Raw genomic sequence first — 15,031 nt, 5'->3', positions numbered from 1 at the left:
GTGTGTATTCACCATGGATAACAAAATCTTTTCGGCATCATCCCTTATTTTGCTTTGCTTCCATACCTGCTGTTGTTTTCAGATAGAACACTGTCAGGGATTAAAAGTTTTGAAGGAATCGTTAAATGCAACGGATCTGAAGGAAAGAATACAAAGGTTTGTTTATTTTTTCAAATATTTTCTTTTACAAAACCATATTCATACCTTTCGTGTCTAATAAATTATCACGTCTGGTGAGTCTAGATTAAAACCTTAACCTGTCATTCAACATGTCATTTAACTTGCACAAATTGCTACAAAAACAAAAAAAAACATCCTTGAACTTTGGATGAAAAACCAACTCGCAGATGAAGGCCTTCGTGAAGATCTGATCAGCAATGAAGACCTAAGGAGTCAATCTGAAGAACTCATTTCCTCATTAGTTAATAATCTGACCTCTAGTGATATGGAAAATCTGGACGGCGACAATTGGAATCCTGTAATTGAAATACTTGGTGGAATTGCCATTACCAGGGCAAGACAGGGATTCAGTCCAAGAGAAACGGGCCGATTTGTTTTCTCCCTGAAAGATGCACTTTTGTCTATCTTACAAAATGAGATCTCAGATCCTAAAGTACTGTTTGAAGAATCCAGCAAGATCAGCCGTGTGATGGACAACCTCAGCATCATTACATTTGAAACATTCATTAAAGGCCGTGAAGAAGTAATCCTCAGACAAACAGATGAAATTGCTGAAATATCCACACCGGTAATCCGCGTTTGGGATGGCATACTTGCCCTACCCATCATCGGAACGCTGGACAGCTCCAGAACACAAATCGTGATGGAGAACCTCCTGCAGGAAATCGTAGAAACAGGTTCAAGCATCGCCATCCTGGATATATCAGGTGTACCTGCAGTCGATTCGTTAGTTGCACAACATTTAATCAAAACAGTAAGTGCAACCAGACTTATGGGCGCAGAATGCATCATTAGCGGTATCCGACCAGAAATCGCGCAAACTGTGGTACATCTTGGCATTGATCTATCCAACATCATCACCAAGGCAAGTTTGGCAACAGCCCTTGCTTATGCCTTCAAAGTGCTCAAACTGGAGGTTAAAAGAACAACAATTATTAAAAACTAAAATACATCGCCATGGATAAAATTCCTATTCTTAGGATGGGAAACTTCTTGCTGGTTACTATACAAGTAGACCTGTACGACCGGCTCGCGCTGAACCTGGAAGCAGACTTGGTACAAATGGTTAGCAAAACCAATGCAAGAGGTGTTTTAATTGATATTTCGGCTGTTTCAATAGTGGACTCCTTCATGGGCCGCATCATCGGGAATATTGCAAGTATGTCAAAAATTATGGATGCTGAAACCGTAGTGGTCGGCATGCAACCTGCTGTGGCCATCACACTGATTGAACTCGGACTTCCCTTAAAAGGCGTCCACACTGCATTGAATGTGGAACGTGGCATGGATCTTCTTAAATCTATGATCGGTACCACCGAAGAAGAACCTGAAGAAGAGGACGATGATTATCTCACTGAGTAAGGATAACGTCCAGGTCGTAAAAGAACAGGATGTGGTGTTATTGCGGAATCGCGTAAAAGAAGTCGCAATTAAGATCAAAATGGGACTCGTGAATCAAACCAAATTGATTACGGCTGCCAGCGAACTTCTGCGTAACATGTTGCGTTATGGCGGTGGTGGCTTCTGCCTTATTGAAATTGTTTCAAAAGGCAGAGATAACGGCGTCAGACTTACATTCACCGATAAAGGCCCCGGCATTCCGGATCTTTCGCTCGCCATGAAAGACGGTTACTCAACAGGAAGAAGCCTGGGACTTGGTCTCCCAGGCGCTAAACGCCTCGTCAATGAATTTGATTTAAAAAGTAAAGTTGGAGAAGGAACGACAGTGATGATTTTAAAATGGGCCAATGGTTGATGCAACACACACCAGCTTCCCGGCAAACGACAGGAGCTATTTTTCTCTACTCAAAAAAGACATACACCGCCTTGCTGAAACTGCAGGCCTAACTAAACTACGGATTTCTGAACTGGACATTATTGTAGCAGAACTGACGAGCAACCTATTCAAATACGGAGAAAGTGGGGAAATCCTGTTTGGCACATTTCAAAACGGAGACGCTCCCTATATTGAACTTATCTGTATAGATTCAGGTCCCGGAATGCACAATCCATCCAGAATGCTGGTCGACGGAGTATCCACAAGTAACACCATGGGGCATGGTTTGGGTAGCATTAAACGTTTATCTGATACTTTCGACATCTATTCCCAGGTGGGATGGGGAACGATCATACTCAGCCGAATCTACGTCAAAGGCAAACCACAAAAAAAGGAACCAGTGACCATCCACCCGCTTGTCCTTTCAAAACCAGGAGAAACCACCAGCGGTGACGGCATCGCCTATAAAGTAACCAAAGACGGAATCAAACTGATGCTATGCGACGGACTTGGTCATGGGCCTGAAGCCAATAAAGCCATTAACGAAGCAGCAGCCTCATTTCGGGTATTCCCCGACAGCAGCCCAACGGAGACCTTAAGATTCATCCACAATTCCATTAAAAAAACGCGAGGCATGGTGGCAAACGTTGTCAGCTACGATTTTAAAACAAAACGCTGGACCTCTGCCGGTATAGGAAACATAGCCGCAAGATGGCTAGGTCCAGGTATCAGCAAAAATCACATGAGCTACAACGGAATAGTCGGGCACAACATACCCGGCAGCATGAATGATCAGCAATACAGCAGTGAAGAATACAACCAGTTGATCTTATGCTCAGATGGAATCAAAACCCGCTGGGAAATGAATAAATATCCTCTGATCCAAAAATGTGACCCTGCAATTTTCTGCGCAGCGCTTTATAAAGACCAGGCACGCAGAACAGATGACATGTCTATCATCATTATTAAAATCAACTAAGAGATGACTGAGATTATAACGATATCGCTTGAAAACGAAATGGACCTGGTATTGGCTCATGAAAAATCCATGAAAGCCGCCGAAAAACTCGGACTTACCATCGCCACACAGACCACTTTTGCGACCGCCGTATCAGAAGTTGCCCGAACTGTCATAGATTATACCAACAACGGTTTGTTGAACATTTATATAGACGGCACCATCCCCCGCTTCAACCTAATGGCCCAAATTATCTTTAGCAGCGAAGCCAGATTAACCAAATCGGATGAAGGGTTTTACTACGCACAAAAACTTGTTCCAGAATTTGAAATGAGTACCTCCGGTACAGATCATTTAATTACCATGCGCATCGGTCTTCCCCGATTCCTCAAACTTGATCAACTGAAAATCAATTTACTCAAAGCATTTTTTGAAAAAGAAGAACCCATCAATGCCTATGAACAGATCAAACACAAAAACAGTGTACTCCATAAAATCACCGGGGAACAAGAAATAGAAATCAAACGGGAAAGAGAAATTAACGAAAAGAAAAACGAATTCATCTCCATTGCCAGTCACGAAATCAAAACCCCTATTACCGTCATCAAAGCCTATGCGCAAATGCTCAAAATGATGCGATCCGAATGTAGCAACAAAGCCAATGAAATCATAGACAGGCTAAACGGGCAAACCAATAAACTTAGCTATTTAGCCAATCAACTCATGGACGTTTCCAAAGTTGAGAACGGCAAATTACAATACAACTTTGAATCAACTAAAATTAATCAATTTGTAGGTGAGGTCCTATCTGTACTTAAACATGTTTATCCAGGAAATGAACTGGAGTGGAGCAATTGTGAGGAAACTGAAGTCAATCTCGACAAACTGCGCATGGAGCAGGTACTCACCAATCTGATCGGAAATGCATCCAAGTATTCCGCACCAAACTCAGCCATCAAAATTACAGGCACTGTTGCCCAAGAACAGATCATAATTGCTGTCATTGATAAGGGAATAGGCATGTCCGCAGAAAATATGGAACGTATATTTGAGAAATTCTACCGGAACAAAGAAATCACAGACAGCCACCCTGGACTTGGGATGGGGCTGTACATCACCTCAAAAATCATCAATGACCACGGCGGAAAGATTTGGGTTGAAAGTGAACAAGGAAAAGGCTCAGCCTTCCATTTCACAATTCCCCTGTTTACGCCAGCCAAAAACTAATCCATTCAACCACAGGGACAAAAACACAGGTGCAATCGTTCTATCACCAAAAACACATAAAGCGTGGTATTACTTCGGCAAAGCCCTGTAAATCACATCCTGTATCCTACTTCTAATATTTAACTGGTAAAGCTTCTCTGTTATTTTTGGATGCACACGGTTAGAGAGGAATACATAAATCAAATTATTTTTAGGGTCAACCCAAACGCAGATACCGGTAAAGCCTGTATGACCATATGTTCCGGGTGTAGTTAATTTTGAAGGATAGGCCTTGGTGGTATCAGGGTTAGACATATCAAATCCTAAGGCTCTCCTACTCGTTGCCGATTGCTTAGAGGTAAATAACGATACGGTTTCTGATTTAAGGTATCGCTCGCCACCATAAGTACCTTTGTTAAGCATCATCTGGTATAAGATCCCAAGATCATTGGCACTGGCAAATAACCCTGCATGACCCGAAATACCTCCCATTAGTGATGCACCAGGGTCGTGTACATAGCCATGCAGTAAAGATTTGCGGAAATTACCTTCCTCTTCTGTAGGTATGATCTGTTCTTTTTCAAAACGGTTTCTTGGTAAAAATCCTGCAGTATACATGCCAAGCGGCTTATAAAACTGATTCTGTACATAGTTGTCTATCGGTGTGCCCGACTGCCACTCTACAATTTCCTTCATCACGTACATATTCATGTCTGTATACAGGTATTCACCACGGTTCTTCAGTGGCGCCCGAAGGAAAGCTGGCCAAAACATCTCCTGAAAATAACCGGGTTTAAAGTAATAGCCATCAGCAACCTTAACAGGATATGCTTTCGAAGAGTCGGCACTATGGTCTTCGGGTTTAAGGTTGAGATAAAATGAAACCGCTGTAACACCCGATTGATGAGTAAGTAGCTCGCGGATTTTGATGTCACTCTTATTTGATTGCCTTGCATTCGGAATGTAATCGCCTATCGTTTTATCCAGTGCAATCTTTTTCTGGTCATACAATTTCATAGCCGACATGGTTGTTGCAGAAACCTTTGTAACCGATGCCAGATCGTAAATATCTGTCAATTTAGTTGGCATCGTTCCATCGTAGGTATGTGATCCATAAGCTTTATTAAAAATTACATTCCCATCTTTTATCACCAATACCACTGCACTTGGGGTAGCTTTTTCACGAATTGCTTCTGCCGCAATCATATCAATACTGTCTAAATCTGCCGACCTGATCCCAACACTTTCGGGAGTTGAATATCTTAAACGGGTTTTTTCGGTTGCATAGCCAGCACCAACTTTGTATTTAGCACTAACCGTTTGTTTTAATGTTCCTTTTGCTGCAATGCCACCAAAGATCAACTGTGCCGATTGTTCAGTTCCTATAGCATTAACGGCTGTATTCCATATCACCGGGCCAGTAAAAAAGTCAAGCTTTTTGAGCAAGCTAAGTTCTCCAAAACCTGCAATAATCAATTCTTTTCTTTTCTGATTTTCAGTAATAAATTGAATAACCTCAGGATCGTTTAGTGATTGCGCAGTTAACTGAATAATAAGCGTAGTATAAAATTTAAGGTGATCGCCCATGAGATTATCCAGATGTAGCGAATCCGTTTTATATAACGAACTTTCAAAACTTTTAATTGAAGCATATTTACTCAGCAAACTATCAAAAACCAACGCATACGCAGAACCCATATTGATGCTGGCTATCTTCTTGGTAGCAAGCCCTTTGAGCGGGATTGTTTTTGCTTGGTTGTTGAACAGATAAACCGGAGTAGTAGCGGTTGTGGATACATGTATTTTTGTTTGACCATATCCTGCATTTTCAGTTGTAACGAAGATGAGGAGCAGTAAAAGCAATTTTGTAGCGGATAGTTTCATTTAAATAGGTTGTTTTAGCACTTAAAGGTAGTTAATATGCGGGTTAAGTGTCTTATTTTTTTAAAATCCACATAACTTGATTGGTATCATCGCTGCGTTTTAGCCCTTTTTCGGTGTGTATTTACCGTTGGAATGCTGATGAAAAGTTTTTCGGCTATTGCTGCATGATCATCTACTACAAAAATGCCTATTTTCATTACTTATATATTAATTTCTATCATGATAGAAGTTCCCTTACCAGGAGCAGATTGCAGATCTATTTTACCCTTTAAAAACTCAACGCGGTTTTTAATATTATGCCAGCCCATTCCAGCAGGTTGTTTCAACTGCTCGGTATCAAATCCATTTCCATCATCTTCTACGGTAACGGCTAATAATTTTTCCTGTGCTGATTGATGGAGTTGCACCAACACATTTTTTGCATTGGCATGTTTAACGATATTGTTCAATAGTTCTTGTATAATCCGATAAATGGTAACGGAGGTTGTTTGTGGGATTTCTGTTTGATGCATCCCTACCGATTGGTAACTTACATGCAGCACACCACTTTTGTCCATCTCTGTGCAAAGTTCCTTCAATGCAGTGTCCAGTCCATAATTTACCAGTATTTCAGGCATCATGTTGTGCGCAACCCTACGCATTTCCTTAATGGAACTATCCAGCATATCAATGCTACGCTCAAAGGCATGCGCATTATCTGGGGTCATGATTAGGTTTTCCTTTATGCTACCTAATGAAAATTTTATTCCGCTCAGCATCCCACCAAGCCCATCGTGCAGGTCTTTGGCCAACCGGGTACGTTCCTGTTCTTCGCCCTTCAATACAGCTTCAGTGGCGGTCAATTGTTTTTCGGTTTCTAATTCATCAATCTTTGCCTGTTGCAATTTTTGGCGGTGCTTGTAGTTGCGATAGGTGAGTAAAGAAATTGCTAAAAAAGCGACGGCTCCGGCTATTAAAAAATAATTAAGAATGCTTTTTTGTCGAATTTCTGCTGCCTGTAATTTTATTTGAGCTTCTTTTTTTTCTGTTTCAAATTTTTTAGAAATTGCTAAAGTCTTTAAGGTTACTTCATCGCCATTCAATTGATCTTCAATAAATCCCGCACTATCTAATGCTTTTTCGGCACCTATAATATCATTGGTTGCATACAATATTGCAGAAAGTGATTTTAAATTTTTTTGGTGTTCGTATTTCAAATCAAGGCTATCACTAATGAATAATGCTTTGTTGATTGATTTTATAGCTTCTCCAAAATTCTTTTTATACAAAAAATAGTGCGCCATTCCTCTATTGGCAATGGTTTCGCCTTCGGGGTCTTCAAGTTGTTGAGCTAATGCCAATCCTTTTTCATAATATGGTTTCATACCATCAGCATTGTAGCGGTGCAAATAAATATTGCCTATATTTAAAAGATTAGATTCTACACCCCGGCTATGATTTTGTTTTTTAAAAATAGTCAAGGCTTCGTTATAACAGGCAAAAGCACTGTCAGATTGTACTGTTTCATAGTTATTGCCCAGGTTGGTTAATGCCATACCCAAAGCAATTGCGTCATCTTCCTTTCGTAAAATACTTACAGCTTCTCTTCCTAATTGCAATGCCTTTTCAATTTGGTTCAATTTTCGATAGCAATTTTGCATAACATCGCAAATACGGGCTACCAATTGTTTGTTTCCAATTTCTTCAAAACATTTTTTAGCAGTTTCGTAATACTGCAAAGCATTTTCTCCATCATTTAAATATTGATACACGTTTCCTGTATTGGCGTAGCATTTAGCCAATGCCAGTTTATCATTTAAAGATTTTGCTAATTCAATGGCTTGTTTATTTAATAGTAACGAACTATCAAACTGGGCTTTTTGATCCAATAAAGCAGTATAGTTGGAGATATATTTAACAATACCCCTTTTGTAATTTAGTTTTTTGCTCAATTGGCCGGCAAGACGATAATATTTTGCAGCCATTTGTGGATTGTTTAGCTCATAGACATTGCCTACCTCTAAATACAATAAAACTTTAGCAGAGTCTTCTTTTGCTTTAGGCAATAATCTTAGCAAACTGTCTTTATTTATGACCGTTTGTGCCCGATTGGCAAAACCTATTAAACCAATTAAAAATACCAGCACTAATTTCTTCATACCCTAATTTACATTTTCCTGCCTGCAAATTAAATAGTGTAAAATCATATTTCCGATCCTCTTTTTTAATGATTTTTTAAGTATTCAAATATAAAAATCATCTTTTTTAATGATTGTTCGGTCTTGTTGTTCAATCTAATTTTACATCATAAAATCTAAAATCCATGAAAAAAATACTCATCTTATTCTTATTCATTGCAGGTGCAATAAGCAGCAATGCACAAGTAAAAAAAATTGATTCTGGTAAATTGGTTAAACCGGTTATTAACGCTAAGGTTAAAGGACAAATCGTTGTGCCGACACCGCAGCAAACGAATACTACACCAGCTACAAATGTTTCAATGGTTCCACCGCAGCAAACGGCAACAGGCATGTTATACACACCGCCATCAACCACAACACAAACTCCAAATCAGCCCACTACTACAACGAATTCGACCACTACACCAACGGCCCTTCCAGACATGGTTATTACAAATATTAGCTTTTCTCCCAATACAGGTAATACTTATGCCGTAAATTATACCTTAAAAAATGTTGGCACTGCCGCTGTAAAAAAAGGTTTACTATCCGTACAAAGCTACATAAATGGTGCTCCCGCAGGAGGTGGCAATTCTACCAGCCTAACAACAGAAATAAATCAATTGCTAAATCCCGGAGAATCTATGAATAGCAGAAATACATTTGGCACTAATGGTATCATGGTGGGCAATGCATACACATTTGAACTTTGTGTAAATGGAATGAAATCAAATGTTGGCACTACTTCCGAAACATGGGTTGGGCAGCAGTTTTCTGAATTGAATTTTACAAATAATGTGATACAATCGTCGTTTACCATTCCACCGCCACCACCAGCTCCGGCAGATATAGAAGTTACCATTACCAAAATAGAAAAGAGCCCGGTGGATACAGCATCATTCGTTAGGATTTATTACACCTTAAAAAATATTGGTGAAACAGCTATTCCATCAACGGCCTCACTAAGCTTACAAAGCAGAGTTGAAGATACAGATAATAACCCTAGTACTTTTCTGGAAACCGCCTGTTGCGGGCAGGCCACTGGGGGGGATACTGTGAACGCAGATGGAATCCCATTTACGCCAGGGAACGTAAAAGAACTTTTCTATGATGCGAGAGTAGCTGGAGGCGCTAATTTTTCCACCTTGCCCAAAAATGTACTTTACAAGTTCAATATTCAAATAACCGGAGCTGGTTTTACCGATGGCAACAATTCAAATAATAAAAGCGGGTATAACTATTTACTTCATTAAAGATGAAACCTATAAAAAACATTCTCCTGTTTAACCTGCTATTGATGCTAAGTTATACTGGTTTTGCCCAAAAGCAGACTTTTGATGTATTAAACTATACCATGCCCAACGGTTGGGATAAAACAGAAATGGCAAATGGCATTCAACTGTCCACCAAAAACGATGGTAAAGGAAGTTATGCAGCTGCTATTATTTTACGTTCGGCAGCGACGGAGGCACCGGCAAACGAAAACTTTACTACCAGCTGGGAAAAACTGGTAAAAGGTACCATGTCTGTTTCTGGAGAACCAACCCTGCAAGACCCTGCTACTGAAAAAGGATGGAGCGTTTTGTCGGGACAAGCCAGCTATGCCGATGGCGCCAATAAAGGATTAGTAACGTTGATAACCGCTACAGGCAACGACAAAATGGCGAACGTAGTAATCATGACCAATACCGATAAATATCAAAACCAGATACTGGATTTTATAAAAAGCCTCGACCTGAACGAAACGGCAACTGCACAGAACAACAACACAAACGCAGTTTCTCCCACAACTGCTACAACCGGTTCAGGAAATAAAAATCTGTATTCCATTACTGTTCCGCCCACCTGGAGTTTAAATGCAGGTGGAAATAGTTTAATGTTAGAGAAAAACACCACTACAGGAAAAAGAATTATTGAGTTTATGAGTATGATAAAATCATCGGGTAATTTAGAAAATGATATGTCGCATATTTTTTTCGAGGTGTTTGATGGCTGGGAAACACGGATTCCAGGTATCACAGTATTTACAGAAGCTGAGTGCGAAAAAGGGACGACCTGCCAGGGATTGAATTATTATATGATGTCCAATAGCATAAAGAAAAAAGGTGGGTATGATGTGATCAAAGCAACTGTATTGCTTGTACAAGCTGGCGATAAAGTAGCCATTATTAATTCTACGGATAACATTTTAGGTGGTGAGGTAGAAATGGCTTTACACTTTTTATTATTTAACCTGAGAATAAAAGGACTGGGCGAAAAAAGTATAAATTATAAACAACAACTGATAGGCACCTGGGCATCAGGCAGCGGCACCTATGGTAATAGTTTGAATTCAGCCACCATCTACACAGCAGACGGAAAATCTTATGTTACGATACAATCTTCAACTACTTCAGGTTATGATTATTATAATAACCTGATAAAAACCAAACAATTTAAAAGTCAAAGCGAGTATAGCTTTACTGAAAATGTATTGGTAAGGAAATCGTCATCGGGAAGTGAAAGTAAATATTTTATACGGTTCTATTCCCGCAGATACGGTGACAGGCCATGGGAAAGTTATATGAGTTTGTATGACTGTAACTATGATAAAAACAAAATAGAAGCGGTTCTTCATTTTCATAAGATTTGATTTTAACAATGAGAAAAATACAATCCATCTTCGTCCTTTTCTTTACGCTATATTTTGTGCCTTGCAAAGCGCAGAGTGACCAGGAACTGAGCAGGGATTCATGAGAATTGGTGCATATTTTAGTTTTTTCCCTAAAAACAAAAACCCTGCAATCATTTGATTTGCAGGGTTTTGTATAATTTTGATATTGAATCTTGTGATCCCGCTGGTATTCGAACCTAGTCCAAAAATCAGCGTTTAAACAGTATTTAGAGTGGTTTTGTATTTCGACTCCCCGAATAACGCACCTTTTTTGCAATATGTTTTAGCTGCAAATGCTATATGTAAATATAAAAAATTTTAACTTGATCAAATAGAAAGTGAACACATATTTTATTCGGAAATTTCTCCCATCAATTTGCTTTTTTAATCTCTGTCCTCCTATTTGCCTGATGTTCTTCTTTCGAACAGGCAACTCCGTTAGCGCAGCGGTTTAGCAACCTTGTCTCGCCATATCCATGCGCGGTGATTCGGTCTCTTGCTATTCCCTTCCCTACAAGATACGCAACAGCGCTTTCTGCTCTTTTCTGCGAGAGCCACTGATTGTAAACATCAGAACCCCTGCTATCGGTATGGGAACTCAGTTCCAGTTTGAGGTTGGGATACTTGTTTAGCAACACCAATACTTTATCGAGTTGTACAGCCGCATCAGGACGAATATTGTGTTTATCAAAATCATAATGAATATTTGGCAAAACAATAGCCTGGTCTGTAAAGAAATGCAAGTAAAGGTCTTGAATATATCTTCTCGCAGTGTCTGTTTTTACCTGTTCAATTGCCTGTATGTAATTGGGTTTAGAACCCGTTAGTTTGTAGCTGCTATTTTTCGCTACCTTGAACTGATAAAATCCTTTGGCATCCGTAAGCAAATCCTGTGATTTTCCATTAATTAGTTCAAGTGTTACTTTCGCGCCTGCAATCGGTATTTTGGTTTCCTGATCATATACAACACCCGTCAAAATTACATTTTCGTCAATTGGGCGGGGAATAAACAAACTGTAAATATCGTCTGCCCCATTTCCCCCCTCCCGGTTGGAGGAGAAGAGGTAGCTGCCGGGTACATTTGACAGGGAAATTGCAAAATCGTCCCTTGAGGTATTTACCGGGTATTTAAAGTTTATAATATTGGGTGTACTGTTTAAATTTGAGACTTTAAAAATATCCAGGCCACCCATTCCGATATAGCCATCACTGGCAAAGTAAAAGTCTCCGTTTGATGCCATAACCGGGCTGCGTTCATTGCCCGGGGTATTCAGAGTGGCTATGTTTTGAACCTGTCCCCAGGCATTATCAGCATTGCGGACTATGTAATAAAGATCTGTACCGCCCTTCCCCCCGGGCATATTGGAAGAGAAATATAAGGTGTCGCCTGTCAGAAACGGATCGCTTACAGAGTAAGATCCTACATTATTAATTGGTAAGGGAACAGGCTTTTCCCAAACACCCAAACTATTTAAACGGCTGCTGTAAATCTCTACGTTGATGGTGCTGATTTTTTCATAGGGTTTAATGCTTTCCGGAATCCGGGTGAGGGTAAAGAACATTTCATTACCGGCCTGGTTAAAAGTTGCGGTGCCCAGGTGGTAATTGGTCCCTGGATCAATAGGAAAAATACTCAGGCTATCTCCTGCACTAAAATAGAGGTGGTTGTAATTATTGCCTGTCCACAGGTAAATCTTATCATCGGGTTTGATCAATCTGCCATCAAAACGAAGAAAGGGCCTGTGCTTTTGTACGGATGATCCCGGACTTTGAGGCCAGCTGCGATCTGATGTGAACACCAATCCGTTTTTATAGGCAACTGGTCCCCAGTCTGCTTTTTGCGAATTAAGCCGGGCTTGGTTTTCAATTTTGACATTAACGGGGCTGGCCGTCCATGCTTTAGCCGAATCACAGGAAGAAATAAGCCGTTCAATCTGCTGGTCATTTACTGAACTGTCGCCCTTGATCTGATATCTGCGAAAAGCGGATTTGGCAAGATCGTATTTTCCATTTGCCTGCAGCATTAAACCATAAGCAAGGGTAGTTTTGGTAGCAGCATCGGGCATGCTATCTGCCCTGCTATACCATTTTTCTGCTGCTGCGTAGTTAAAAGTTTTCCGGTAACTTTCTGCTAGACGCTCAGTGATGTATGTTGTAGGGTTCCGTTTATAAGCCTCCATGTATAAAGTAACCGCCTTTGTAAAATTATAAAGCTCGAATTGCTTGTCAGCTTCCTTGCGTACGGCCTGCCCCTTAGCTGTAAGGGCAATTAAACAACAGGCAACAATTATGATGTAGTTTTTCATTTGAGAATATTTTTGTGAGTGTAACTCATGATTATTTCATTTGATTTTGCGCTAAAATTAAAATACCCTTTGTGTTGCCATTCTAAGGCGCGTCCTGCCAAAATAATAAGCCAATGAGAATTCGTGGCTTCCACCACTATACCCCTGTAAAGGGCCTACAGAAAAATCATAGGCATACCCAAGGCGGATATTGCTTTGAGGAAAAACCTCTATTGCGGCAACTAGTGCATCACTGTTGCTCAAATTTCTCTGTAAATGTGGTTTATCCCATAACTTCACCCCGGTCCGGTAGGACCCGCCCAGCCACAGGCTTTCCCCGAAAAGAATGAAAGCATTAAGGTCCAGATTCGTGGGGCCGGCGAAGTCTTCTTTCAACAGGAAAGAGGGCTTGAGTTTAATATTCGTAGTAAGGGGAACAAGCATGCCAGCCGTCAGATAGGCATGGATCTGGGGTTTAGCCAGGTTCCTAAATTTTTCATCATTGTACTGGGAGGCGATCAGGTTATCTGCTGAAATTCCCGCAAAATATTTGTCATTTGCAAAGTAAACCCCAAAAGCAGCATTGGGAACAATGAGGTTCCTGGAGGCATTAAAGCTGGACTCCGGATCATTTGTGGAGAGCTTGTCCGCATCGATTCCATATTGAGCCATTCCTCCGCTTAGACCAAAAGCGAGCCTGGAGCTGCCCTCAGCATTAAAGCGGATCCGGTAGGCATAACTTAGGTAAACTGCGTTATTCTGCTGTGCGCCAAGCCTGTCGTTCAGGGCTTGCAAGGCAAGGCCTACATTTCCGTCATTGGCAATGGCATCTACGGCAATGCTGGCTGTCTTAGGCGCACCTGTTATTCCTGTCCACTGACTGCGATAAAAACTATGCACATTTAAGACCTCTTTATAGCCGGCATAAGCCGGATTTATATATATGCCATTGAATAAATATTGACTGAACTGGGCATCCTGTTGTCCAAAAACCAATTGGCTTATAGAAGTGAATAATGCAGCTAATAGGATGAATTGCTTTTTCATAGGATTAATTTTTAAATGCACTATTGGTTTGATGTTCTTAACAAGGTGATATATCCCTTATAGGTCAGCCAGTTCGATGTTGTATTTTTTTTCACCCTGAGTACATAATAATAGGTGCCTTCATTGAGCCCTTCGCCCAACCAATCGTTCTTATAGTCAGTTTGTTTGTAGACTTCATTTCCCCAGCGGTTTACAATGATCAGATTATTTTGTAAATACTGATCTAAGCCCCTGATTTCGAACCGGTCATTGCGCCCATCTCCGTTGGGTGTAAATAAGGTTGGAATATTGAGAACTTCACCATCAAAGAGCACTATTACGGTAGGGTTATCATTGTCCTGGGCTGTACCCGATACATCACTCACTGTAGCCCCTCCAGCTGCAACCGCGTCCGCCCTGGCAGTATTGGTAACCAGATTGGCTGTTTTATCTGCCGGAGTTGCGGTATACAAAACTTTTACCGAGGTACTTTGTCCTGGAGCAAGCGTAGCTGTAATTGCCCTGCCGCTAATACCTAGTTTGGTATCGGTCAAAGAAACATTGTGTAGCGTAATGTTGCCTGTATTTGTAAACACAAAGTTATAGCTCACTGAATTTCCATCTGGCGATACAACCGCCGTTTTAACCAGAGTTATAGACGGAATAGATGATATTTGTGTAAAAGTTGGCATATCATTGGTCTGGGCCGTACCCGAAACATCGCTCACCGTACCGCCATCAGGGGCCGTGCCAGTCACCGTGGCCGTATTGCTCACCGCGCCAGCATCAAGGTCAGACTGTTTGATTATATAGCTGGCTGTCGCCGTGCCCGATGCGCCGGGGGCCAGTACCGCAGGGCTTAGTGCCAGGGCCGTACTGCCCGTCAGCGCATCGTTGATGTTC

12 protein-coding genes are annotated in these 15,031 nt (G+C 40.8%); 7 read left to right on the top strand and 5 right to left on the bottom strand.

Features of this window, described 5'->3' with window-relative positions; all coding sequences use genetic code 11:
* Positions 1–328: 328 nt before the first annotated feature.
* Genes HDC92_RS23080 through HDC92_RS23060 form a run of 5 tightly spaced genes read left to right on the top strand, consistent with a single transcriptional unit; the run spans position 329 to position 4,142 of the window.
* Entirely contained in the window at positions 329–1,126 is a 798-nt protein-coding gene (locus HDC92_RS23080) for an STAS domain-containing protein (RefSeq protein WP_183877278.1), read from the top strand.
* Positions 1,127–1,161: 35 nt separating this feature from the next.
* On the top strand, positions 1,162–1,542 hold the full coding sequence (locus tag HDC92_RS23075; protein WP_238326465.1) for an STAS domain-containing protein: 381 nt from the start codon (positions 1,162–1,164) through the stop codon (positions 1,540–1,542).
* The gene (locus HDC92_RS23070) at positions 1,523–1,936 is read left to right on the top strand and encodes an anti-sigma regulatory factor (RefSeq protein WP_015807933.1); all 414 of its coding nucleotides are present in this window, start codon (positions 1,523–1,525) and stop codon (positions 1,934–1,936) included. The genes HDC92_RS23075 and HDC92_RS23070 overlap by 20 nt, the downstream gene beginning before the upstream one ends.
* Positions 1,929–2,936, top strand: a complete 1,008-nt coding sequence (locus HDC92_RS23065; RefSeq protein WP_183877277.1) for an ATP-binding protein — start codon at positions 1,929–1,931, stop codon at positions 2,934–2,936. The genes HDC92_RS23070 and HDC92_RS23065 overlap by 8 nt, the downstream gene beginning before the upstream one ends.
* Positions 2,937–2,939: 3 nt before the next feature.
* The gene (locus HDC92_RS23060; protein WP_183877276.1) at positions 2,940–4,142 is read left to right on the top strand and encodes a sensor histidine kinase; all 1,203 of its coding nucleotides are present in this window, start codon (positions 2,940–2,942) and stop codon (positions 4,140–4,142) included.
* A gap of 69 nt (positions 4,143–4,211) precedes the next feature.
* On the opposite strand, the gene HDC92_RS23055 is transcribed toward HDC92_RS23060, so the two are convergent.
* Positions 4,212–6,005 carry a serine hydrolase domain-containing protein gene (locus tag HDC92_RS23055; RefSeq protein WP_183877275.1) on the bottom strand — a complete coding sequence of 598 codons (1,794 nt, stop codon included), beginning with the start codon at positions 6,003–6,005 and terminating at the stop codon, positions 4,212–4,214.
* 200 nt (positions 6,006–6,205) lie between these two features.
* Positions 6,206–8,143: a sensor histidine kinase gene (locus tag HDC92_RS23050; protein WP_183877274.1), complete on the bottom strand. Its 1,938-nt coding sequence runs from the start codon at positions 8,141–8,143 to the stop codon at positions 6,206–6,208.
* Positions 8,144–8,307: 164 nt separating this feature from the next.
* On the opposite strand from HDC92_RS23050, the gene HDC92_RS23045 reads away from it, so the two are divergent.
* Both HDC92_RS23045 and HDC92_RS23040 read left to right on the top strand, forming a co-directional pair.
* On the top strand, positions 8,308–9,417 hold the full coding sequence (locus HDC92_RS23045) for a hypothetical protein (RefSeq protein WP_183877273.1): 1,110 nt from the start codon (positions 8,308–8,310) through the stop codon (positions 9,415–9,417).
* A gap of 2 nt (positions 9,418–9,419) precedes the next feature.
* The gene (locus tag HDC92_RS23040; protein ID WP_183877272.1) at positions 9,420–10,796 is read left to right on the top strand and encodes a hypothetical protein; all 1,377 of its coding nucleotides are present in this window, start codon (positions 9,420–9,422) and stop codon (positions 10,794–10,796) included.
* Positions 10,797–11,188: 392 nt separating this feature from the next.
* Here the strand turns inward: HDC92_RS23040 and HDC92_RS23035 are convergent, their stop codons facing one another.
* From HDC92_RS23035 to HDC92_RS23025, 3 genes are all read right to left on the bottom strand, one after another.
* Complete coding sequence (locus HDC92_RS23035) at positions 11,189–13,123, bottom strand: OmpA family protein (protein WP_183877271.1); 1,935 nt, start codon at positions 13,121–13,123, stop codon at positions 11,189–11,191.
* Between the two features lie 57 nt (positions 13,124–13,180).
* Entirely contained in the window at positions 13,181–14,149 is a 969-nt protein-coding gene (locus HDC92_RS23030) for a type IX secretion system membrane protein PorP/SprF (RefSeq protein WP_183877270.1), read from the bottom strand.
* 20 nt (positions 14,150–14,169) lie between these two features.
* A partial coding sequence (locus tag HDC92_RS23025) for a gliding motility-associated C-terminal domain-containing protein (RefSeq protein WP_183877269.1) occupies positions 14,170–15,031 on the bottom strand: 862 nt, incomplete at its 5' end.

It is taken from the genome of Pedobacter sp. AK017, assembly GCF_014200825.1.
In the GTDB taxonomy this organism is placed as follows: Bacteria; Bacteroidota; Bacteroidia; order Sphingobacteriales; family Sphingobacteriaceae; genus Pedobacter; species Pedobacter heparinus.
Note: the sequence above shows the minus strand (reverse complement) of the source record. Positions and strands in the feature narration are given on the sequence as shown.